Annotated in this window: 19 protein-coding genes and 1 tRNA gene; 10 read left to right on the forward strand and 10 right to left on the reverse strand. The window is 67.0% G+C overall.

The window, feature by feature from the left end; genetic code table 11:
• Position 1 precedes the first annotated feature (1 nt).
• Positions 2-718: a glycosyltransferase family 2 protein gene (locus tag ACP97_RS12370; RefSeq protein WP_049998106.1), complete on the reverse strand. Its 717-nt coding sequence runs from the start codon at positions 716-718 to the stop codon at positions 2-4.
• A gap of 130 nt (positions 719-848) precedes the next feature.
• On the opposite strand from ACP97_RS12370, the gene ACP97_RS12375 reads away from it, so the two are divergent.
• Both ACP97_RS12375 and ACP97_RS12380 read left to right on the forward strand, forming a co-directional pair.
• Positions 849-2,006, forward strand: a complete 1,158-nt coding sequence (locus ACP97_RS12375) for a glycosyltransferase family 2 protein (RefSeq protein WP_049998107.1) — start codon at positions 849-851, stop codon at positions 2,004-2,006.
• Between the two features lie 67 nt (positions 2,007-2,073).
• The gene (locus ACP97_RS12380; protein WP_049998108.1) at positions 2,074-3,336 is read left to right on the forward strand and encodes a glycoside hydrolase family 26 protein; all 1,263 of its coding nucleotides are present in this window, start codon (positions 2,074-2,076) and stop codon (positions 3,334-3,336) included.
• Here ACP97_RS12380 and ACP97_RS12385 read toward each other — a convergent pair.
• Positions 3,333-4,301 (reverse strand): glycoside hydrolase family 26 protein, encoded by a 969-nt coding sequence (locus tag ACP97_RS12385; protein WP_049998109.1) that lies wholly within the window; start codon positions 4,299-4,301, stop codon positions 3,333-3,335. The genes ACP97_RS12380 and ACP97_RS12385 overlap by 4 nt on opposite strands.
• Positions 4,302-4,430: 129 nt before the next feature.
• Here ACP97_RS12385 and ACP97_RS12390 point away from each other — a divergent pair, with 129 nt between their 5' ends.
• Together ACP97_RS12390 and ACP97_RS12395 are read left to right on the forward strand one after the other, a co-directional pair.
• Positions 4,431-5,519 carry a DUF7282 domain-containing protein gene (locus ACP97_RS12390; protein WP_049998507.1) on the forward strand — a complete coding sequence of 363 codons (1,089 nt, stop codon included), beginning with the start codon at positions 4,431-4,433 and terminating at the stop codon, positions 5,517-5,519.
• A gap of 45 nt (positions 5,520-5,564) precedes the next feature.
• Positions 5,565-6,569, forward strand: a complete 1,005-nt coding sequence (locus ACP97_RS12395) for an AAA family ATPase (RefSeq protein ID WP_049998110.1) — start codon at positions 5,565-5,567, stop codon at positions 6,567-6,569.
• Here ACP97_RS12395 and ACP97_RS12400 read toward each other — a convergent pair whose 3' ends face one another.
• On the reverse strand, positions 6,570-7,544 hold the full coding sequence (locus tag ACP97_RS12400) for a methyltransferase domain-containing protein (RefSeq protein ID WP_049998111.1): 975 nt from the start codon (positions 7,542-7,544) through the stop codon (positions 6,570-6,572).
• 123 nt (positions 7,545-7,667) lie between these two features.
• Here ACP97_RS12400 and ACP97_RS12405 point away from each other — a divergent pair, with 123 nt between their 5' ends.
• Positions 7,668-8,237 carry a TATA-box-binding protein gene (locus tag ACP97_RS12405; RefSeq protein WP_049998112.1) on the forward strand — a complete coding sequence of 190 codons (570 nt, stop codon included), beginning with the start codon at positions 7,668-7,670 and terminating at the stop codon, positions 8,235-8,237.
• Here ACP97_RS12405 and ACP97_RS20465 read toward each other — a convergent pair whose 3' ends face one another.
• A complete protein-coding gene (locus ACP97_RS20465; protein ID WP_202593608.1) occupies positions 8,238-8,408 on the reverse strand; it encodes a hypothetical protein in 171 nt (56 codons plus the stop codon). It abuts the gene before it with no gap.
• 105 nt (positions 8,409-8,513) lie between these two features.
• On the opposite strand from ACP97_RS20465, the gene ACP97_RS12410 reads away from it, so the two are divergent.
• Positions 8,514-8,888 (forward strand): DUF7473 family protein, encoded by a 375-nt coding sequence (locus ACP97_RS12410; protein WP_049998113.1) that lies wholly within the window; start codon positions 8,514-8,516, stop codon positions 8,886-8,888.
• Here ACP97_RS12410 and hisG read toward each other — a convergent pair.
• Complete coding sequence (gene hisG / locus ACP97_RS12415; RefSeq protein ID WP_049998114.1) at positions 8,885-9,730, reverse strand: ATP phosphoribosyltransferase; 846 nt, start codon at positions 9,728-9,730, stop codon at positions 8,885-8,887. The two genes, ACP97_RS12410 and hisG, sit on opposite strands and share 4 nt — an antisense overlap.
• A 24-nt stretch (positions 9,731-9,754) precedes the next feature.
• Positions 9,755-10,159 carry a hypothetical protein gene (locus ACP97_RS12420; protein WP_049998115.1) on the reverse strand — a complete coding sequence of 135 codons (405 nt, stop codon included), beginning with the start codon at positions 10,157-10,159 and terminating at the stop codon, positions 9,755-9,757.
• A gap of 152 nt (positions 10,160-10,311) precedes the next feature.
• On the opposite strand from ACP97_RS12420, the gene ACP97_RS12425 reads away from it, so the two are divergent.
• Positions 10,312-11,601, forward strand: coding sequence for an amidohydrolase (locus ACP97_RS12425; protein WP_049998116.1), 1,290 nt, complete (start codon positions 10,312-10,314; stop codon positions 11,599-11,601).
• Here the strand turns inward: ACP97_RS12425 and ACP97_RS12430 are convergent, their stop codons facing one another.
• Complete coding sequence (locus ACP97_RS12430; RefSeq protein ID WP_049998117.1) at positions 11,602-13,131, reverse strand: PQQ-dependent sugar dehydrogenase; 1,530 nt, start codon at positions 13,129-13,131, stop codon at positions 11,602-11,604. It lies immediately after the preceding gene.
• A gap of 141 nt (positions 13,132-13,272) precedes the next feature.
• Here ACP97_RS12430 and ACP97_RS12435 point away from each other — a divergent pair, with 141 nt between their 5' ends.
• Together ACP97_RS12435 and hjc are read left to right on the forward strand one after the other, a co-directional pair.
• Positions 13,273-14,547: an adenosylhomocysteinase gene (locus ACP97_RS12435; RefSeq protein WP_049998118.1), complete on the forward strand. Its 1,275-nt coding sequence runs from the start codon at positions 13,273-13,275 to the stop codon at positions 14,545-14,547.
• Between the two features lie 2 nt (positions 14,548-14,549).
• A complete protein-coding gene (hjc, locus tag ACP97_RS12440; protein WP_049998119.1) occupies positions 14,550-14,975 on the forward strand; it encodes a Holliday junction resolvase Hjc in 426 nt (141 codons plus the stop codon).
• 166 nt (positions 14,976-15,141) lie between these two features.
• Here hjc and ACP97_RS12445 read toward each other — a convergent pair whose 3' ends face one another.
• Complete coding sequence (locus tag ACP97_RS12445; RefSeq protein ID WP_049998120.1) at positions 15,142-15,801, reverse strand: potassium channel family protein; 660 nt, start codon at positions 15,799-15,801, stop codon at positions 15,142-15,144.
• A 157-nt stretch (positions 15,802-15,958) separates the two neighbouring features.
• Between ACP97_RS12445 and ACP97_RS12450 the strand changes: the two genes are divergently transcribed.
• Positions 15,959-16,738 (forward strand): NAD-dependent epimerase/dehydratase family protein, encoded by a 780-nt coding sequence (locus tag ACP97_RS12450; RefSeq protein ID WP_049998121.1) that lies wholly within the window; start codon positions 15,959-15,961, stop codon positions 16,736-16,738.
• A 44-nt stretch (positions 16,739-16,782) separates the two neighbouring features.
• On the opposite strand, the gene ACP97_RS12455 is transcribed toward ACP97_RS12450, so the two are convergent.
• Positions 16,783-16,854: transfer RNA gene (locus tag ACP97_RS12455), tRNA-Thr, on the reverse strand.
• Between the two features lie 43 nt (positions 16,855-16,897).
• Complete coding sequence (locus ACP97_RS12460; protein WP_049998122.1) at positions 16,898-17,545, reverse strand: DUF7114 family protein; 648 nt, start codon at positions 17,543-17,545, stop codon at positions 16,898-16,900.
• Positions 17,546-17,569: the final 24 nt, after the last annotated feature.

The raw sequence follows: 17,569 nt of genomic DNA on the forward strand, positions 1-17,569 counted from the left end.
GCTACTGTCCGGCGGCGATCTCGATCACCCACCCGGCGCGCTGGGCGATGCGGCGGACGGTTTCGAGGCGTGACTCGCCACGGATGGGGGTGTTGAGCGACTGGCGCACCAGCCAGCCGAACGATTTCCCGTCGAGTCGCCACCAGCGCACGTCCGCCCGCCCGAGCAGGTAGGACTTTTCGACGTAATCACGGAACGACTCGACGTAGGTGTGTTCGACGAGCAGTTCGGGCACGTACTGCATGCGGTACTCCCGTCCGATGCGCTCGGCGAGCTCCGACTCCTCGTGGCCCCAGTCGAAACTCTCCTCGTCGAAACCACCGACCGAGTCGAGGACCTCCTTTCTGATCGCCATGTTGCAACCCGGCAGCATGTCCGTGGGTTTGGTCTCGTCACCCTGGTCGTACCACGGCAGTTCGAGGTCGGCAAAGGGGGCGTCCGCGGGCTGGCGCACCCGACCGGCGACGGCGGGATAGGCGTCGAGCGCCACGCTCGCCGTCCGGAGAAAGCCTGGACATGGTATGGAATCGTCGTCGAGGAAGACCAGTTTCTCGCCGCGTGCGTGTTCGATGGCGACGTTGCGCGCGTGGGCCGCGCCCTCCTCGCGGCGGACGAGCACCTCGTAGTCGTCGAACGAATCGCGCGCGAGGCGTTCGACCGGCGCTATCGTCGCTCCTTCGGGCAGCGTCGTCGGGACGACGACGCTCACTGCGACCATTACTCGCCGGTTCGTGAGCCATCGGAAAGCCCTTGCGAGTTACGCGCGACTCGGTGGACGATATGCGGGAGACTCCCGCGGAGCGCGCAGTCAGCAACACTTAATGTGTCGGCTGGCGTTCATTGTGCCAATGGTCGGACAGGTAATCGAGACCGTGCCGATGGTGCTCTCGGTTATCCTGTGGTTAATCGTTCTGCTGTCTGTCTGTTCGGTCGCCTACTGGACGTATCTACTGGTCGTCGTCGGTCGGGGCTACGAATCGCCGCCGCCCGAACACGGCCCGTCGGCGGTACAGGTGCGGATCCTAACTGTGGATTCGGCGGCCATCGTCCAGGAGAGCGTCGATGCGATCCCCGATTCGATCACCGACCGCCACGTCGTCGCCGAGGAACCGATGGAGATCACCGGCGCGACCGTCCACGTCGTCCCCGAGGCGTTCGAGTGCGAGGCCATCCGGAAGGGTCGCGCACTCGAATGGGCACGCCGGAACGTCCCCTGCGAGCGCGAGTACGTCCTCTATCTCGACGAGGACAGCATCATGACCGACTTCGAGGGCATCCCCGACGCCGACGTTGTGCAGTTCAGGGAGCGCCCGCGCCGCAGCGGCTCGTGGCTCACCTACCTCGCCGAGATCTTCCGCATGGGCTTTCAGGTCGAACAGCGCGCCTTTCCATCACTGTCCGTGCCGCTGTACGCCTGGGGCGGCGGCATCGCCATCAGGAACGACCTCGAAGGCTCCATCACGTGGGAGACACCGACGATGATCGAGGACACCACCTTCGTCTGGAACGCGGCCGCCGGTGGTGGCGTGGACTTCGCGCTCGCCCGCGCCAAATTCGACACGCAGGCCCCGCCGACGGTGCGCGCGATGATCAGCCAACGGAGTCGCTGGCTGGCCGGCTCCCAGCAAGAGAGCGGGCTGCTCGCGCCGGCCTACCGCCTGCTCACCACCGTTCGCAACCTCGCGTGGGCGCTCTCGCCGGCGGTCCCCTTCCTCACGCTCGTCCCGCTGTTCGTGCCGGGAACGATCGCCTTCGAGGCGGCGTTCCAGGTCGTCTCGGTGGTCGTCTTCAGTTTCGTCCTCGTCTGGTCGGCCCTCGGCGTGCGCTACTACGACGAGTCGTGGCCCGTCGGGGCGGCGCTCGTTATCCTCTCGCCGATCGTCAGCCTGCTGCACTCGCTGGGGGCGTTCGTTGGGTTCGTCTCGCCGCCGACGGACTTCTCGGTGACGCGGAAGGTGAAGCCCGAACTCGTCGAGCGCACCGAGCGCGAGGCCGAGGGCGACTGATTTCGTTCATCGATCTCCCGTGTATCACAATGTTTAACCGAACCGCCGGCAATCGCCAAGGCACTAGATGAATCGCCGGACGTTCCTTCGGACGACGGGTGTGGCCGCCATCGCCGGCGCGAGCGGCTGTTCGACGCCGTTCGATTCGTTGCCGATACCGAACGCGAGCGACAGCAACGGCTCGGGCGAGACGCCGACGCCGGAACCGACGCCGACGCCCGAACCACCGGAGACCCGGTCGGGAGCGGCGCTAACGGGTGTGTACGCTGGCGGCGACGGTCTCGCGGCGAACCTCGGAGCCTACAGCAACTGGCTCGGTCAGAAGCCGGCGGTCGCGGTCGTCTTCGTCGATGCCTTCGGCCCGACCAGCGCGAAGCGCGGGTTCGTCGAGGGCGCGCTGACGAACATCTGGAAGGCGGGCCACGTCCCGCTGCTGTCGTGGCAGCCCTTCGAGGCGAAGAAAAACCAGACCAGCGAGACCATCGAGCGCGCCATCGCGAACGGCGAGTACGACGACCAACTCGACGAGTGGGCGAGCCTGCTCGAAGAGTGGGCGCGACCACGCGGCGGGAAGACGCGCGGGCGGCGGTTCTACCTCCGGCCGGCCCACGAGATGAACGGCACGTGGTTCCCGTGGAGCGCCGTCGATTCGACACGCATCGAGGCGACTGCCGCGCCCCAGCCGGGCAACGCGAGCGGCGAGAACCCCGCGGCGGGCACGCCCGACGACTACGTGAAGATGTGGCGACGGTTCCACGGGGCACTCGGCGAGACCGCACTCGACGAGTCGGACGTCCAGTGGATCTGGTCGCCGAACGCCGACGAGATCGGCGGTATCCGTGCCGAGCGCTACTACCCCGGCGACGAGTACGTCGACTGGGTGGGTCTGGACGGGTTCAACTTCGGCGGCAGCCAGTCCTACTCCGAGTGGCGCACGCCGGAAACGCTGTTCGATCCGATGTTGACCCGGATGCGCGAACTGACGGACAAACCCGTGGCGCTGACCGAGTTCGCCTCCTCGTCGGTTCCCAACTCCGGTAACGGCTATCAACCGGAGAAAAAGGCCCAGTGGGTTCGGGACGTGTTCGCCTACATCAACGAAAACGACATCAAGATGGCCTGCTGGTTCAACGTCGACAAGACTGGGGCCGACGAGACCGACTGGGCGGTCTTCGGCGGTACGCGCGGTACGTCCCGCGTCACCATCGGCGGCGAGAAACATCCGGTCTACGAGAGTTACAAGGGGACCGTTTCGTCCAACGAGTATCTCGCCGCGCTGACGGACTATCCACCGCTCCTGACCGACGACGAGTTCGCCGGGACGTTCTAACGACCGCGGAAGGTCGTCTCGTCGATGGGTAGGGCGGTCGATGCACGCCCGGCCAGCGCCTCGCGGTAGGCCGGGTAATACGCATAAGAGTCGCCACCGGCGGCGACGCCCTCGGTGCCACGTTCCCCGCCGAAAATCGCCCAGTCGGTCTCCTTGTCCTCGTTGAACCAACAGCAAAGCTCCGCCCGACCGTCGAAATAGTCGAAGGCGTCGCGTATCCACTCGGCCTTGCGTGCGGGGTCGTGGCCGTCGGCGGTGAGCGACGAACAGCCGACCTCGGGCACGCAGAGCGGCTTTTCGAACGTCTCCAGTCGCCCGATCATCTCCCCGAACACCGCTTCCGGCGTGCGCCAGTCAGACCACTCCCGACTCGCTCCCCAGTTGAACCCGTCGATGCCGACCCAGTCCACGTACTCGTCGCCCGGATAGCACGCCTCGGCGCTGTAATCGCCGACGTCGTCGTGGTTGACACACCACACCCACTGGAGTTGCTCGGGGCCGATTCCCGCGCCGGTGAGCGCGTCGTGGACGTGTCGCCACATCTCGACGTAGTCGGCGGGCGTCGAATCGCCGACGGTCGGACTCCACGGATACCAGTCGCCGTTCATCTCGTGGGCGAGCCGGAGGTAGCACCGGCGATCGGCGGCGCTCTCTCCGCCGGCCAGCCAGTCGGCCAGCCGCCTCGCCCAGTCGTCGAGATAGGCGTCGAACTCGCCGGCGGCGATGCGGCGGGCGATATCGGGGCGGGTATCGGCGGCGAGATAGGGTTCCCACGTGAGCAGCGGCACGCGCCCCGAATCCCAAATCCGGGGCAGAAGGCGCTCGAACAGCCCGTCGAGGGCATCGCGTCGCCACGGCGTAAAGAAGGTTTGAACGGCGTGACGCGTCCCGAGCCAGCGTTCCATCGCGTCGAGGAGGTCGGTTCGATCGGGGTCGGTATAGACGCCGTACAGCGGCGCACTCATCGCCGACCCGCGGAGACGGCGTTCGGGCGGTGCGTGTGGTATTTGCGGGACATATCGCCGTGTTTTTATCCGCGCCGCGCTTGAGGCTGCTGATTGGGTCTGCGGCGGTCCACGACGTCGAGAAAGTACATGAACGCCCTCCATCGGAGCGTCGTCCTCCTGGTCGCCCTGCTCGTAGCGACTGCGCTCGCGCCCGGTGGTGCCGCTGACGTCGTCTCGGGACCAGTAGGCGGCGACGGTTCGCCCCAGCAGGGAGCGGCGAACGCGAGCGCGAACGTCTCGGTGACGCTCGAAAACCAGACGCGCGCCGGACGATCGGTGTTCGTCGACCGGGCGACGCTCCCGGAGGGTGGGTTCGTCGTGCTCTCGGAACCCGGCCCCAACGGAAGCGTCGTCGGCGTGAGCCTGCCGCTCGCCGCCGGCACCCACGAGGGGAAGGTGACGCTGCGTGGCGTCCCCGGTAGCGATCTGAACCGCACTCGACTGGGTGCGAACACCACGCTCGTCGCCACCCTCCATCGAGATTCGAACGACAACGGCCGCTTCGACGGATTGCTCGCGCCGGGCACCGACGAGCAGTACACGAACGACACGACCGCCGTCGCCGACCGCGCGACCGTCTCGATACCCGACGAAGAGCGCCCGACGAACGCCTCGGTGGCGCTCTCGAATCAGACCTCGAACGGCACTGCGGTCACCGTGGACGCGGTGACGTTGTCGGAGGGGGGCTACGTTGCCGTCCACGACGGCGACCCGAACGCGACCGAGACGGTGGTCGGTACGACCGACTACCTCGCCGCCGGCAGCTACGAGAACGTCACGGTGGCGCTCGACGGTGACGAGAACGACCCCGCGCTGACCGACTCCGGGCGTGTGAGCGCCGTCGTCCACGAGGACACCGACGGCGACCGGGCGTTTCAGTACGTCTCGTCGGGCGGCGTCGAGGACCAACCGGCGCTCGAAAACGACTCCGTGGTGGCCGACACGGCATCGATCGTCGTCGAGCGGCCATCGACGCCCACGCCGACCGCGACGCCCACACCGACCGCGACGGCGACGGAAACGCCCACTGCGACACCGCGACGGGAGATCGGAAACGAGGACACGCCCTACGGCGGCGAGAGCAAGGGTCGTGAGGGGATCCTGGAAAACCCGCTCTTCCCGCTGCTCGCGGGCGTGTTCGCGCTGTTCGCCGTGCTCGCGGCCGTCAAGCGCTAACGTCGAATCGACCGATTCATCCTTCTCGCGGGCGTACGGTCGACAATGGACGGGCCGCTGTGGACCGACGAACACGCACCGGCGCTCGCGGACCTGCCCCAATCGACCGTCCGCGAATCGCTCGACCGGGCCGTTGCGGAGCCGCTGAACCTGATTTTGCACGGGCCGCCCGGAGCCGGCAAGACCGCCGCCGTACGCGCACTCGCTGACGAAATCCACGCCGACCCCGACAACGACCTCGTGGAACTCAACGTCGCGGACTTCTTCGATAGGACGAAAAAGGAGGTGAGCGAGGACCCGCGATTCGCCTCGTTCATCACACCGAAACGCCGCCGGAACTCCTCGAAGGCCGACCTCATCAAGCACGTCCTGAGTGAGTCGGCGAGCTACGCACCCGTCGCGGGCGAGTACAAGACCATCCTGCTCGACAACGCAGAAGCCATCCGTGAGGACTTCCAGCAGGCGCTCCGGCGGGTGATGGAGCGCCATCACAAAACCGCGCAGTTCGTCGTCACCACGCGCCAGCCCTCGAAGCTCATCCCGCCGATCCGCTCGCGGTGTTTTTCTATCCCTGTTCGCGCGCCGACGACCGACGAGATCGTGCGAGTCCTCGAGGGCATCGTCGCCGCGGAAGAGGTCGCACACGATTCGAACGGATTGGAGTACGTCGCGGGCTACGCCGACGGCGACCTCCGGCGGGCAATTTTGGGCGCACAGACCACGTTCGAGGCGGAGGGCGAAATCACGATGGACGCCGCCTACGAAGCCCTCGGGAGTGTGGGCAACGACGAGCACATCGAGGAGATGATTCTCGCGGCCGAAGGCGGCGAGTTTCAGGACGCCAGAAAGACGCTCGACGACCTGCTCGTCGAGGAAGGGTTGAGTGGGGACGAAGTGCTCGACGACGTCCTTCGGGTTGCGCGCTCGCGCTCGGTCGGACCGCCGCCCGCGGAACTCCACCGCCTCGCGGGCGAAGTCGACATGGACCTCGCCGAGGGGACGAGTGACCGCCTACACCTCTCGCATCTGCTGGCCGAACTCGGCCGGTAGTCACGAAAGCACCGCGATATGGCGGGTTAGCGATCGATGAACGCGGCGTTCGAAGGTTTCTTCGACCTCCCAGCCCGCAGCGCGTGCCGCGTCGGTCCACGGGCGGTCGCCGACGATCACTGTCCTTGGGGCGACCCGGTTGGCTTCGGCGAGCGCGCCCCGGACTACCTCGTGGAGGTCGCCCTCGATCTTCGACTGGCGGCCGTAGGGCGCGTCGAAGACGACCCCATCCACAGCGTCGTCGGCCAGCGGGAGGTGCGTCGCGTCGGCCCGTCCGGTGGCGAATTTCGACCCCGACTCGCCATCGAGGTAGTGGGCGAGGTTCGTCGCCGCGCCGCGAGCCATCTTCGACTGGGCGTCGAAGCCGACCACTCGCGCGCCGACCAGTCCCGCTTCGACGAGAATACCTCCAGTGCCGCACATCGGGTCCAGTACGACCGAACCGGGTCGTGCGCCGGCGATGTTCGCGAGTGCGCGCGCGAACAGCGGTCCCATCGATCCCGGCTGGAAGAACGGTTTCTCGGTGGGTGCGCGCGATCCGAACCCGCGCTGGCTCTCGGCGGCGAGCCAGCCCACGGTACAGGAATCGTCCGCGAAGAGCGCGCGCAGTTCGTTGTCGGGGGCGTCGAGATCGACGGTGTAGCCGCGATCGGTGAGCACGCCGCCGAGGCGGCGCTCGGCACGCTGGGTGTCAATGTCGGTTGTTCGGCGCACGTCGCGTGCACGGACTGCAACGGTCCCATCGCGGTCGAGCGGGGCGTCTTCGAGCAGCGCGCGGGCGCTCTCGACGGTCGCCTCGCCTCGCCCGACGAGTCGACTCACCCGGAGCGTGTATGCAAGCGTTCGGAGGCGCTCGGGATCGACTGCACGGGCAAGTGCGAGGCCGGTAGCGAGCGACTCGATCCCCTCGGCAGCGCTCGCGGCCTCGCACGTGGCGAAGGCGTCGTCCTCGCCGCCGAGTTCGAGCACGTACACCCGTTGACGTTCGCGCTCGCGGGCATGTCGCTGTCGGTCGCCACCGATACACCTCGAATTTCGTATGTGTCAAATGAAAGCACCAACCTTTATAAGTCTTAAATACGAGTTTTAAGACGAGTCATGTCTGCCCAGGACCCGAAGGAGACAATCAACATCGAAAACGTCGTCGCCTCGACTGGCATCGGTCAGGAACTCGACCTCCAGAGCGTGGCGATGGACTTGGAGGGTGCGGACTACGACCCCGAGCAGTTCCCGGGACTGGTCTATCGCACCCAGGAGCCCAAATCCGCCGCGCTGATCTTCCGCTCGGGCAAGATCGTCTGCACCGGAGCCAAGAGCACCGCGGACGTCCACGAGAGTCTGGAGATCGTCTTCGATAAGCTCCGCGACCTCGAAATCGAAGTCGAGGCCGACCCCGAGATCGTCGTCCAGAACATCGTCACGAGCGCCGACCTCCAGAAAACCCTCAATCTCAACGCCATCGCCATCGGTCTCGGATTGGAGAACATCGAGTACGAACCCGAGCAGTTCCCCGGACTCGTCTACCGTCTCGACGACCCCGAGGTGGTCGCGTTACTCTTCGGGTCGGGCAAACTCGTCATCACGGGCGGGAAGGAACCCGCCGACGCCGAACACGCGGTGGACAAGATCACCGACCGCCTCGACGAACTCGGACTGCTCGACGGGTAGTCACTCCCGGAACGCCGGATCGATTATCTCGGCGACGGCGACCACGTTCGTTCCACCACACTCCGGACACCGCTCACCCTCGACCAGCGACCCACAGTCCGCACAGCCACGCCGCCCCCAGTCGTCGGCCTCCACACTCGACTCCCGTCTGAGCTCGTCCGCGGTTGTCATATGTGAACACGATACGTCGTGTGAGAGCAATACCCTTTCGGCCCCGCAACGGCCGTCGTCGCCCCGAAAGGGCAGACACAAACCGAGTCGGCGACAACGGCCACTATGACCGCGAGCGCACTCGCGCAGGTCAGCCCGGCGGCGGGGAGCGCGCTCGCCTACGTGGGCACCTTTCTGCTCGCCGCGGGCGTCTACTCGCTGACCGCCCACATCGCAGCCCGGAACGTCCTCGGCGACGTCCCGCCGAAGCGGGCGCTGTTGGTCGGGCCGGTGCCGGCCGCAATTTCACTGCTGCTCCAGCAATATGGCCCGCTGGCCTTCTTGCTCGCTATCGCTACCGATTTCGTTCTCATTCGCTACGTCTATCGGCTCAAGATCCGGACGACGGCGCTCGTGACGTTCGTCCACCTCGTCGTCAGCATCCTCGTGTTGTTCGTCGTCCTGAGCGCCTACCGGCTCGCGGGCACCGCTCCGGGCTAGTCGACGAGACGCTCGATCTCGGTCACCAGAACCCCGCTCGCGCCGAGTTGCTTCACGTCGTTGATCGTCTCGAAGACGTCACGCTCCTCGACGACCGCATGCACCGCGACGCTCCCCTCGCCGGCGATGTTCATAACTGTTGGTCCGCCGAGCCCCGGAATCACGTCCCGTATCTCGTCGAGTCGGTCTTCGGGTGCGTTCATCATCAGATACCGCTTGCCCTCCGCCGAGAGCACCGAGCGAAGCGCCGTCTCGACCTCCGCCAGTTTAGGGTCGTCGGCCGCGTCCTCGCGGGCGAACAGGTGGGCCGAACTCGACAGGACCTCCTCGATGACGTCGAGCCCGTTGACCCTGAGCGTGGTGCCCGTCGAGGTGATGTCGATGATAGCGTCGGCCATCTCGACGTGGGGCGTGAGTTCTGTGGCCCCCGACACTTCTACGACCTCGGGGTCGATGCCGTGGTCGGCGAAGAACGTGCGGGCGATGTGGGGGAACTCGGTGGCGACGGTCTTCCCGGCGAGGTCGGCGACCGACTGCAGCGAGCTGTCGTTCGGTGCGGCGAGCACCAGCCGACAGCGGCCGAAGCCCAAGTCGAGACGTTCGTCCAGCGCGACGCCGGCCTCGCGGACCTGGTCCAGTCCGGTGACGCCCGCATCGGCCGCGCCGTCGGCGACGTACTCGGGGACGTCGGCGGCACGGACGAATAAAACTGTGACGTCGGGGTCCACGGTGGAGGCGTAGAGTTGGCGCTCGGCACCGTTCTCGATGTGGAGACCGGCGCGTTCGAGGAGATCGATGGTAGGGTCGTGCAGGCGGCCCTTGTTGGGCACGGCGAGGCGCATATATCCGAAGGGGGTGATGACGGCTCAACTGCCTTTCGTTACCGCGCGAGCCACGACGCCGAGGAGGTGTCCAATCGTCCCGAACAGCGTGCCGTAGCCGACGGCGACGCCGAGCGCCGTGAGCAGTCCGTAGGATGGGTCAAGCGCCAGAAACGACGTGTAGCCGGCGATCGGCGAAGCGGCGAGCGCACAGCCGACGATAACGCCACCGCGACGGGCGGCGTTCAGCCCGGCGACCGCGACCGAGAGCGAAACGGTGGCGAGACCGCCGGCGACGAGGACGGCGGGGAACAGCCCGCTCTCGTGGGCGAGCGCGACCGCGAGCAGTTCGGCCAGCCAGAGTGCGGGCACGAGCGCGAGCGACCGCCGGGCGGTGGGGCCGTCGCCGACCAACACCTGTCGGAGCGAGAGCCGTTCCGCCATGGCCATAGCGAGCATAACACGTCTGTTCAAATAATTTCTCGGATGGTATGAACGATTTACTGATACGGCGAATTCGTCTTTCGACGGAGCGAAACGGCGTCCACGATGCGGGCAGCGTGAACCCGTAGATTCACGCCGTCGGGCACGAATCACGGACCATGACGACGCTCGAAATCAGCGGCGGACGGCTGCTCCGACCCGATATGACCGTCGAGCGCGGCGACGTGCTCGCGGACGAGGACTCCGGCGAGATTCTGGCCGTCGGCGAGACCTCTGCTGGCGATGAGACGCTCGACGCGAGCGGCGGTCTCGTGATGCCCGGCCTCGTCAACGCCCACACCCATATTGCGATGGCGCTACTGCGGGGCTACGCCGACGACAAACCCCTCCACGAGTGGCTGCGCGAGGACGTCTGGCCGGTCGAGGGCGTGCTCGAACCCGGGGACGTCCGCGCGGGGGCTGAACTCGGACTGCTCGAAAGCATCGAGTCGGGAACCACGGGACTGTGCGACATGTACTTCCACGTGCCCGCAATCGCCGACGCCATCGAACGGGTCGGGCTTCGCGCCCGCGTCGGCCACGGCGTCGTCACCGTCGGGAAAGACACGGACGAAGCCCGCGCGGACTTCGAGGAAGGGCTGGCCGTCGCACGCGCGCAGGACGGCGCGGCGGGTGGACGAGTGTCGACGGCGTTCATGCCCCACAGCCTCACCACCGTTTCGGGCGCGGAACTCGACGAATTCGTTCCCGAGGCCCGTGACGCCGGCATACCTATCCACCTCCACGCGAACGAGACGCGCGATGAGGTCGCCCCCATCGTCGACGAACACGGCGAGCGACCGCTCGAATACGCCGCCGCGCACGGACTGCTCTCATCTACTGATTTCATCGCCCACGGGACCCACCTCGATGCGACCGAAATCGAGCTGCTCGCCGAGACGGGGGCAGGCGTCGTCCACTGCCCGGCCTCGAACATGAAGCTCGCGAGCGGCATCGCCCCCGTTCAGGCGATGCTCGATGCGGGTGTCACGGTTGGACTCGGTACCGATGGCGCGGCCTCAAACAACGACCTCGACATGTTCGACGAACTGCGCGACGCCGCGATGGTGGGCAAGCTCGCCGCCGAGGACGCCAGCGCCGTGGACGCTGTCACGGCGGTGCGGATGGCGACGGCGGGCAGCGCCGACGTGCTCGGGTTCGAAACGGGGAGAATCGCCGAGGGGAAGAAAGCCGACATCGCCGTGCTCGACCTCGACAAGTCCCATCTGACACCCGAACACGACCTCGTGAGCCACCTCGCCTACGCCGTCACCGGGAGCGACGTGCGCCACACTGTCTGCGACGGGGCGGTGCTGATGCGCGACCGCGAGGTGCTCACGCTCGACGCCGAACGGGTGCGAAAAGAGGCCGAAAAGCGGGCAACGGCGGCCGTCGAGCGCGCCGGCTGATCACTTGAGCGCTCGTGCGCCGAGAGCTGCCAGTCCCGCAAGCGCCGCGAGCACACTGAAACCCGGTCCTTCGGTGCTGCTCGTGCCGTTCGCCGCACCCGTCGCATTTGTTCGATTCCCCCTGGCTGCGGTCGGCGCGCCGGCGGTCCCGTTTCGTGTCCGGTTCGCCGCCGATGCGGGGACGAGTTTGTGGACCCCGCCGCCGAGGTCACCACCGGCAGTCAGCGCGTAGAGCTCGCCGGCACCGTCGCGACCGATCGCGATGAGGTGGGCGTTCAGTTCGCCATTCCTCGCCCCGGCGATGCGGAGTTTCTCGAACGACCGCAGCCCGTTTTGGCTCGGATCGGCGACGAACAACGATCCCTGGGGCTTGCCGGCGCGGATGCTGTAATCGCCGAAAACGTACTGGCCATCGAGCGCGTCGACGCTGCCCGTCGAGACGTAACCGCCGATGACCGAACTCCCGATCGGTTCGTCGTTACGCATGTGGGGATACTCGATGATGGGGCCGACGAGTCGTTCGCCACCGCGGACGTCCGGCGGCGTTTCGGTGGGACAGGAGGTGATGTCGCCGTTCGGGCTGAAACAGTGGGTTCCCTCGCGGACGTTCCAGCCGTAGTTCTTCCCCTTCTCGACGACGTTGACTTCCTCGTAGCGGTCCTGTCCGACGTCGGCGACGTAGAGTGTGCCGTCGGAAAATCCCATCCGCCACGGGTTGCGCAGCCCCCACGCGAAGTGCTCGTCCAATCCCTCCTTACCCACCAGCGGGTTGTCGTCCGGAATCCCGTAGGGTTTGTCGCCCGTTCGGCTATCGACGTCGATGCGGAGCATGCTCCCCAGGAAGTTCTCGGTGACGTCCTGGCCGTTGCCGCCGTCGAGTGCGCCGTACCAGTCGCTCGCGTGGCCGGTGCCCATGTCGTTTGCCGCGCCGCCGTCGCCGAAGGGCACGTAGAGATAGTCATCGGGTCCGAACGCGACTGCGCCGGCGTTGTGGTTGCTCTGGGGTTCGGGCACTTCGAGCAGTCGGCGCTCGGTGTCGGGCCGGCCCGCACTCAGGTCGTCGGTGGCACGAAATTCCGCGAGCACCGCGACGTGTGAGTGGGTCGTCGGGGTGTCGTCGGTGGGTGGTCCGCTGTATCGTAGATAGAACTTCCCATTTTCCCGAAAGTCGGGATGAAAAGCCAGTCCCAACAGTCCCTGTTCGCCCTCGACGGGCGTCATGCGGTCGCTGACGTCGAGGAACGGTTCGCCCTGTGCGTTCGATGCGACCGTGTACATCCCCCCGGTGCGTTCGAGCACGAACCGGCGGTCGCCGCCGGGCTCTGGAGCGAAGTCGATGGGCTGTTCGAACCCGTCGGCGACGGTGTCGAGACCGACCGTCGGCCCGCGCGGGACGGGCGACCGTTGCTGGAAGGAACTCGCGCGCGCACGACCGCCGGCGAGCGTGAGGGCGGCCGTGCCCGCCGTGAGACCGAGAAAGCGGCGGCGTGACGCCGACGTGGGGGCTTGGTCGGGTGTGTACTCGTCCATCGTCAGTTGTCGTCCGTGAGGAGTGCCCGCGCGGCTAAAGTCCTGCCGACAGGCCGCCACGTCGACGCGCCGCGGTGGGTCGTTCTCGACCGTCCGATGGGCTTCGGTAGCGTTTTGAGCGCGCTACCATTCGATACGGACATGACTACGGAGCCGATCACCGCACGCCTCGCAGAGCCCGAGAGCGCGCGCGAGTCCGGCCGTCAGAAGATCGACTGGGCGCGCCAACACATGCCGATCTGCGCCGCGCTGCGCGAGGAGTTCGAGGAGACGCAGCCACTCGACGGCGAGCGACTCGGCATGGCGATGCACGTCGAGGCCACGACCGCGGTCCTCACCGAGACGCTCGCGGCCGCCGGTGCCGAGGTCGCCATCACGGGCTGCAACCCGCTCTCGACGCACGACGACGTGAGCGCGGCGCTCGACGCACAGGAGGGAATCACTTCCTACGCCGAGCGCGGCGTCGCGGACGACGACTACTACGCGGCCATCGAGGCCGTCATTTCCCACGAACCGACCATCACCGTCGACGACGGGATGGACATGGTCGCGGCCATCCACGACGACCATCCCGAACTGATCGACTCGATTCTGGGTGGCTGCGAGGAGACCACCACGGGGGTCCACCGCCTGCGCGCGATGGACGACGACGACGCGCTCGACTATCCCGTCTTCGCGGTCAACGACACGCCGATGAAGCGGCTGTTCGACAACGTGCATGGCACGGGCGAGTCCTCGCTCGCGGCCATCGCCATGACGACGAACCTCTCGTGGGCGGGCAAGACGGTCGTCGTCGCCGGCTACGGCTTCTGTGGTCGGGGCGTGGCGAAGAAGGCCGCCGGCCAGAACGCGAACGTGGTGGTCACGGAGGTCGACCCGCGGCGGGCGCTCGAAGCCCACATGGAGGGCTACGAGGTGCTTCCCATGGAAGAGGCCGCCGCCGAGGGCGACGTGTTCATCACGACCACTGGGAATCGTGACGTGCTCACGGGCGAGCACTTCGAGCGGATGAACGACGGCGCGCTGCTGGCGAACGCGGGCCACTTCGACATCGAGATCGACCTCGACGCGCTCTCTGAACTGGCCGACACAAGTCGTGAAGCGCGCCCCGGCGTGCGCGAGTACGAACTCAGTGATGGCAGACGTCTGAACGTGCTCGCGGAGGGTCGGTTGGTCAACCTCGCCGCTCCTGTGGCGCTCGGCCACCCGGTCGAGGTGATGGACCAATCGTTCGGCGTACAGGCCGTCTGCGTACGCGAACTCACGAACGAAGAGTATTCAGCAGGCGTTCACGACGTGCCCGACGAGTTGGATCGGGAGGTCGCCGAGATCAAACTCGACGCCGAGGATCTCGCCATCGACGAACTGTCGAGCGTGCAGACCGAGTACATGGGTAGCTGGGATCACGGGACGTAGCCATGTCACACGCCAAGGGCGACCGGCGCGAACGCGAACTCGTCAATCGCCTCGACGCGGCCGGGTTCGCGGTGATGCGTGCACCGGCAAGCGGCAGCGCCACCGAGCGCGAACTGCCCGACGCGCTCGCCGGCGACGGCGAGACGTTCTACGCCATCGAGGCGAAATCCTCCTCGGGGAACCCCATCTACCTCACGGGCGAGGAGGTCGAGGCGCTGGTCTTCTTCGCGCGGAACTTCGGCGCGAAACCCCGGATCGGCGTGCGATTCGACCGCGAGGACTGGTATTTCTTCCACCCGAGCGACCTCCACGTGACCGACGGCGGCAACTATCGCGTGAAAAAGGAGACGGCACTCGAATCGGGAACCGACTTCGACGAACTCACCGGCGGTTCCTCGCGCACGCGCCTCGACGACTACGACCGCTGACGGTTCCCGCGCCGCCCGTCGTGCGCACGTCTGACGTGGAGTTAAGTGCCGGTCGTCCGTCGTCCCGAACGGGCGCGCACCGCCGGTTTCACTCCCCATCCTCCCCACTCGCGCGCCCCACGGTCCCCGCCCCGGCGGCCCTCCCTTTTCGTTTTCCGTTCGAGAGCTACGCCTCGGCTTGGAGCATCTCGCGGACGGTCGTGACCGCATCCGGGCGAGCCATGAGCGCGAGCTGGTCGCCCGCCTCGATCGCCGTTCTAGGTAGTGGAATCGTCATCGACTCGCCCGCCCGCCCGTGGGCGTACACCCGTGCTTCGTCGGGCACGTCGAGGGCGACGACCCGCTCGCCGACGACGGGCGACTCGTCGGGCACGGTGAGCGTGGCCGCCGAGAGCGTCTCGGTGATGTCGGCGAGCACGCTGAAATCCCCGCCCAGGAGGGCGGTCTTCGCGCTGGCTGCGCCGAGCTGTTCGGGGTAGATCAGTTCGTCGACACCCTCGCTGTACTCGCGGTAGACCTCCTCGGAGAACTCCTCGCTGATGCGGAGGACGGTGCGACAGCCGTGGTCGTTGGCGACCGCACAGACCGCGAAGTTGATCTCGGGGTCGCCAGTGAGTCCGCCGACCGCGTCGGCTCCATCGAGGTCGGCCGCCGCCAGCACCTCCGTCGCGGCACCGTCACCCTCGACGACCGTGAACCCGTCCTCGCGGGCGCGTTCGACTTTCGCCGGGTCGTTCTCGACGACGACGACCTCGTGGCCCTCCGTGGCGAGGAGGTCGGCCGTCCGGATGCCGACGCGGCCATACCCAACGATGACATATCTCATGACCAACGTAGCAGGTCGGGGGTGAAAACCTTGTCTGCTCTCGACACCTGAGATCGATCGGCGAGCGTGAGACGGGTGTGGACGACGAACGGGCGATACGCAGGATATGCATATGCCTGACCAAAGGCTATGTATCGACCCCGAGTACGAACGGCCGATGACACGCATCGCCATCACCGGCGCGGCGGGTGGAGTCGGTCGAACGCTGCTGGAGGGCTTTTCCGACCACGACGTGACGCCACTGACCTACGACGAGCAAGACGACATGGATAGCATCGTCTGTGACGTTCTCGACCGCGAGGCGTTCACGGAGGCGCTCGCCGGACAGGATGTTCTGATTCACCTCGCGGGCAACGCCTCGGCGTACGCCGACTGGAGCGAGGTGCGCGAGGTCAACATCGACGGCGTCTACAACGCCTACGAGGCCGCCGTCGCCAACGGTCTCGACCGCGTGGTCTACGCGAGTTCGAACCACGCGGTGAACATGGCCGACGTCACCGACCCGAGCGAACCCGAGACCATGCAGCCCGATGCACCGACGGTGTTCGCCGACACCGACGCGCGACCCGATTCCTATTATGGCATCACGAAAGTCGCCGGCGAGGCCATCGGCAACTACTACGCCGTCCGCCACGGCATCGAAGCCGTCCACGCCCGCATCGGCTGGCTGATGGATCGCGAGGAGCTGGTGGATACCCAAGAGAACCCCGACCACGAGTATCCGGAGGCGTACGCCCGCTTCGCCCGCGCGATGTGGCTCAGTCCGCGCGACTGCCGGGACCTCATCGAACGGGCCGCCACGGCGGACCTCCCCGAGAACCCAGTGACCGCTCACGGCGTCTCCAGAAACGACGAACGGTATCTCTCGCTGACCGAGACCCAGCGCGCGCTCGGCTACCGACCACGGGACAACGCTGGCGAGGCGCTCGACGGCTGACGAAGCGCCGCTGTCTGTGAATTAGAGTCTGCGCCGCAGGCGCAAGCCTAGGCCGGGATTTGAACCCGGGGTCTCGTCCTTACCAAGGACGCGCTTTACCGCTAAGCTACCCAGGCAGGCATTCCTGCCTACCGCCGAGCCGTCTTTATCCGTTTCGGTTCACGAGTCGGTCGCCGACGTGCGCGCACCGGTATCGGCCGACTCGAACGCTGCGCTCGCCCGCCGGGCGAGTGCGTCGCGCGTCGCGGCGTCGAACAGCGCCTCGGCGGCGGGAAGGTGGGTCGAATCCTCGGCAGCGAGGTTGGCGACGAACTCGCGGTAGTTGGCCGACGGATGGCCGTCGACGGCCGTGGTGCCGGCGACGGCGGCGAGGCGGAAGACGTCGGCTTCGAGGCGGTGCTCGTCGAGCCCACTGGTGCGGTCGCGGCCGAAATTCCGTACTGTTTCGACGGCGCTCCCGGCGGCCTCCGTGCGTGCGAGCAAGGAGAACCCACGGGCGACGAGCACGTCGGCGGCGAGCACCGCCACGTTGGCGTCGTCGCTTTCGTCGCTCGCCCACGGCACCTCCCTGGCGAGTCGGCGCGTCAGCCGCAGGCCCTCGTAGATGAGCTGCGTGCCGGCGGCGCGCTCGGCGACGGTCTCGAAGTCGAGCGCGGAATCGAGGGCGCGTGCCGAGAGCACCACCAGAACGCCGGGGGCCATCGAGCCGGTGTCGAGGGCGGCCGTAACGCTCTGGTTGAACGGTTCGGGGTCGATATCACGGACGGCCTCCCGCGCTGCGGACCGGACGTGGGAGGCTTCCTCCATCGACAAATCGTAGGGCCGCGGAGG

Origin of the sequence: Halococcus sediminicola, assembly GCF_000755245.1 — an archaeon.
Lineage (GTDB): Archaea > Halobacteriota > Halobacteria > Halobacteriales > Halococcaceae > Halococcus > Halococcus sediminicola.

Bases quoted from the DNA above. Each gene is read 5' to 3' on its own strand.
- ACP97_RS12370 (WP_049998106.1), bottom strand. From the start codon at position 718: ATGGTCGCAGTGAGCGTCGTCGTCCCGACGACGCTGCCCGAAGGAGCG.
- ACP97_RS12375 (WP_049998107.1), top strand. From the start codon at position 849: ATGGTCGGACAGGTAATCGAGACCGTGCCGATGGTGCTCTCGGTTATC.
- ACP97_RS12380 (WP_049998108.1), top strand. From the start codon at position 2,074: ATGAATCGCCGGACGTTCCTTCGGACGACGGGTGTGGCCGCCATCGCC.
- ACP97_RS12385 (WP_049998109.1), bottom strand. From the start codon at position 4,301: ATGAGTGCGCCGCTGTACGGCGTCTATACCGACCCCGATCGAACCGAC.
- ACP97_RS12390 (WP_049998507.1), top strand. From the start codon at position 4,431: ATGAACGCCCTCCATCGGAGCGTCGTCCTCCTGGTCGCCCTGCTCGTA.
- ACP97_RS12395 (WP_049998110.1), top strand. From the start codon at position 5,565: ATGGACGGGCCGCTGTGGACCGACGAACACGCACCGGCGCTCGCGGAC.
- ACP97_RS12405 (WP_049998112.1), top strand. From the start codon at position 7,668: ATGTCTGCCCAGGACCCGAAGGAGACAATCAACATCGAAAACGTCGTC.
- ACP97_RS20465 (WP_202593608.1), bottom strand. From the start codon at position 8,408: ATGACAACCGCGGACGAGCTCAGACGGGAGTCGAGTGTGGAGGCCGAC.
- ACP97_RS12410 (WP_049998113.1), top strand. From the start codon at position 8,514: ATGACCGCGAGCGCACTCGCGCAGGTCAGCCCGGCGGCGGGGAGCGCG.
- hisG (WP_049998114.1), bottom strand. From the start codon at position 9,730: ATGCGCCTCGCCGTGCCCAACAAGGGCCGCCTGCACGACCCTACCATC.
- ACP97_RS12420 (WP_049998115.1), bottom strand. From the start codon at position 10,159: ATGGCCATGGCGGAACGGCTCTCGCTCCGACAGGTGTTGGTCGGCGAC.
- ACP97_RS12425 (WP_049998116.1), top strand. From the start codon at position 10,312: ATGACGACGCTCGAAATCAGCGGCGGACGGCTGCTCCGACCCGATATG.
- ACP97_RS12430 (WP_049998117.1), bottom strand. From the start codon at position 13,131: ATGGACGAGTACACACCCGACCAAGCCCCCACGTCGGCGTCACGCCGC.
- ACP97_RS12435 (WP_049998118.1), top strand. From the start codon at position 13,273: ATGACTACGGAGCCGATCACCGCACGCCTCGCAGAGCCCGAGAGCGCG.
- hjc (WP_049998119.1), top strand. From the start codon at position 14,550: ATGTCACACGCCAAGGGCGACCGGCGCGAACGCGAACTCGTCAATCGC.
- ACP97_RS12445 (WP_049998120.1), bottom strand. From the start codon at position 15,801: ATGAGATATGTCATCGTTGGGTATGGCCGCGTCGGCATCCGGACGGCC.
- ACP97_RS12450 (WP_049998121.1), top strand. From the start codon at position 15,959: ATGACACGCATCGCCATCACCGGCGCGGCGGGTGGAGTCGGTCGAACG.
- ACP97_RS12460 (WP_049998122.1), bottom strand. From the start codon at position 17,545: ATGGAGGAAGCCTCCCACGTCCGGTCCGCAGCGCGGGAGGCCGTCCGT.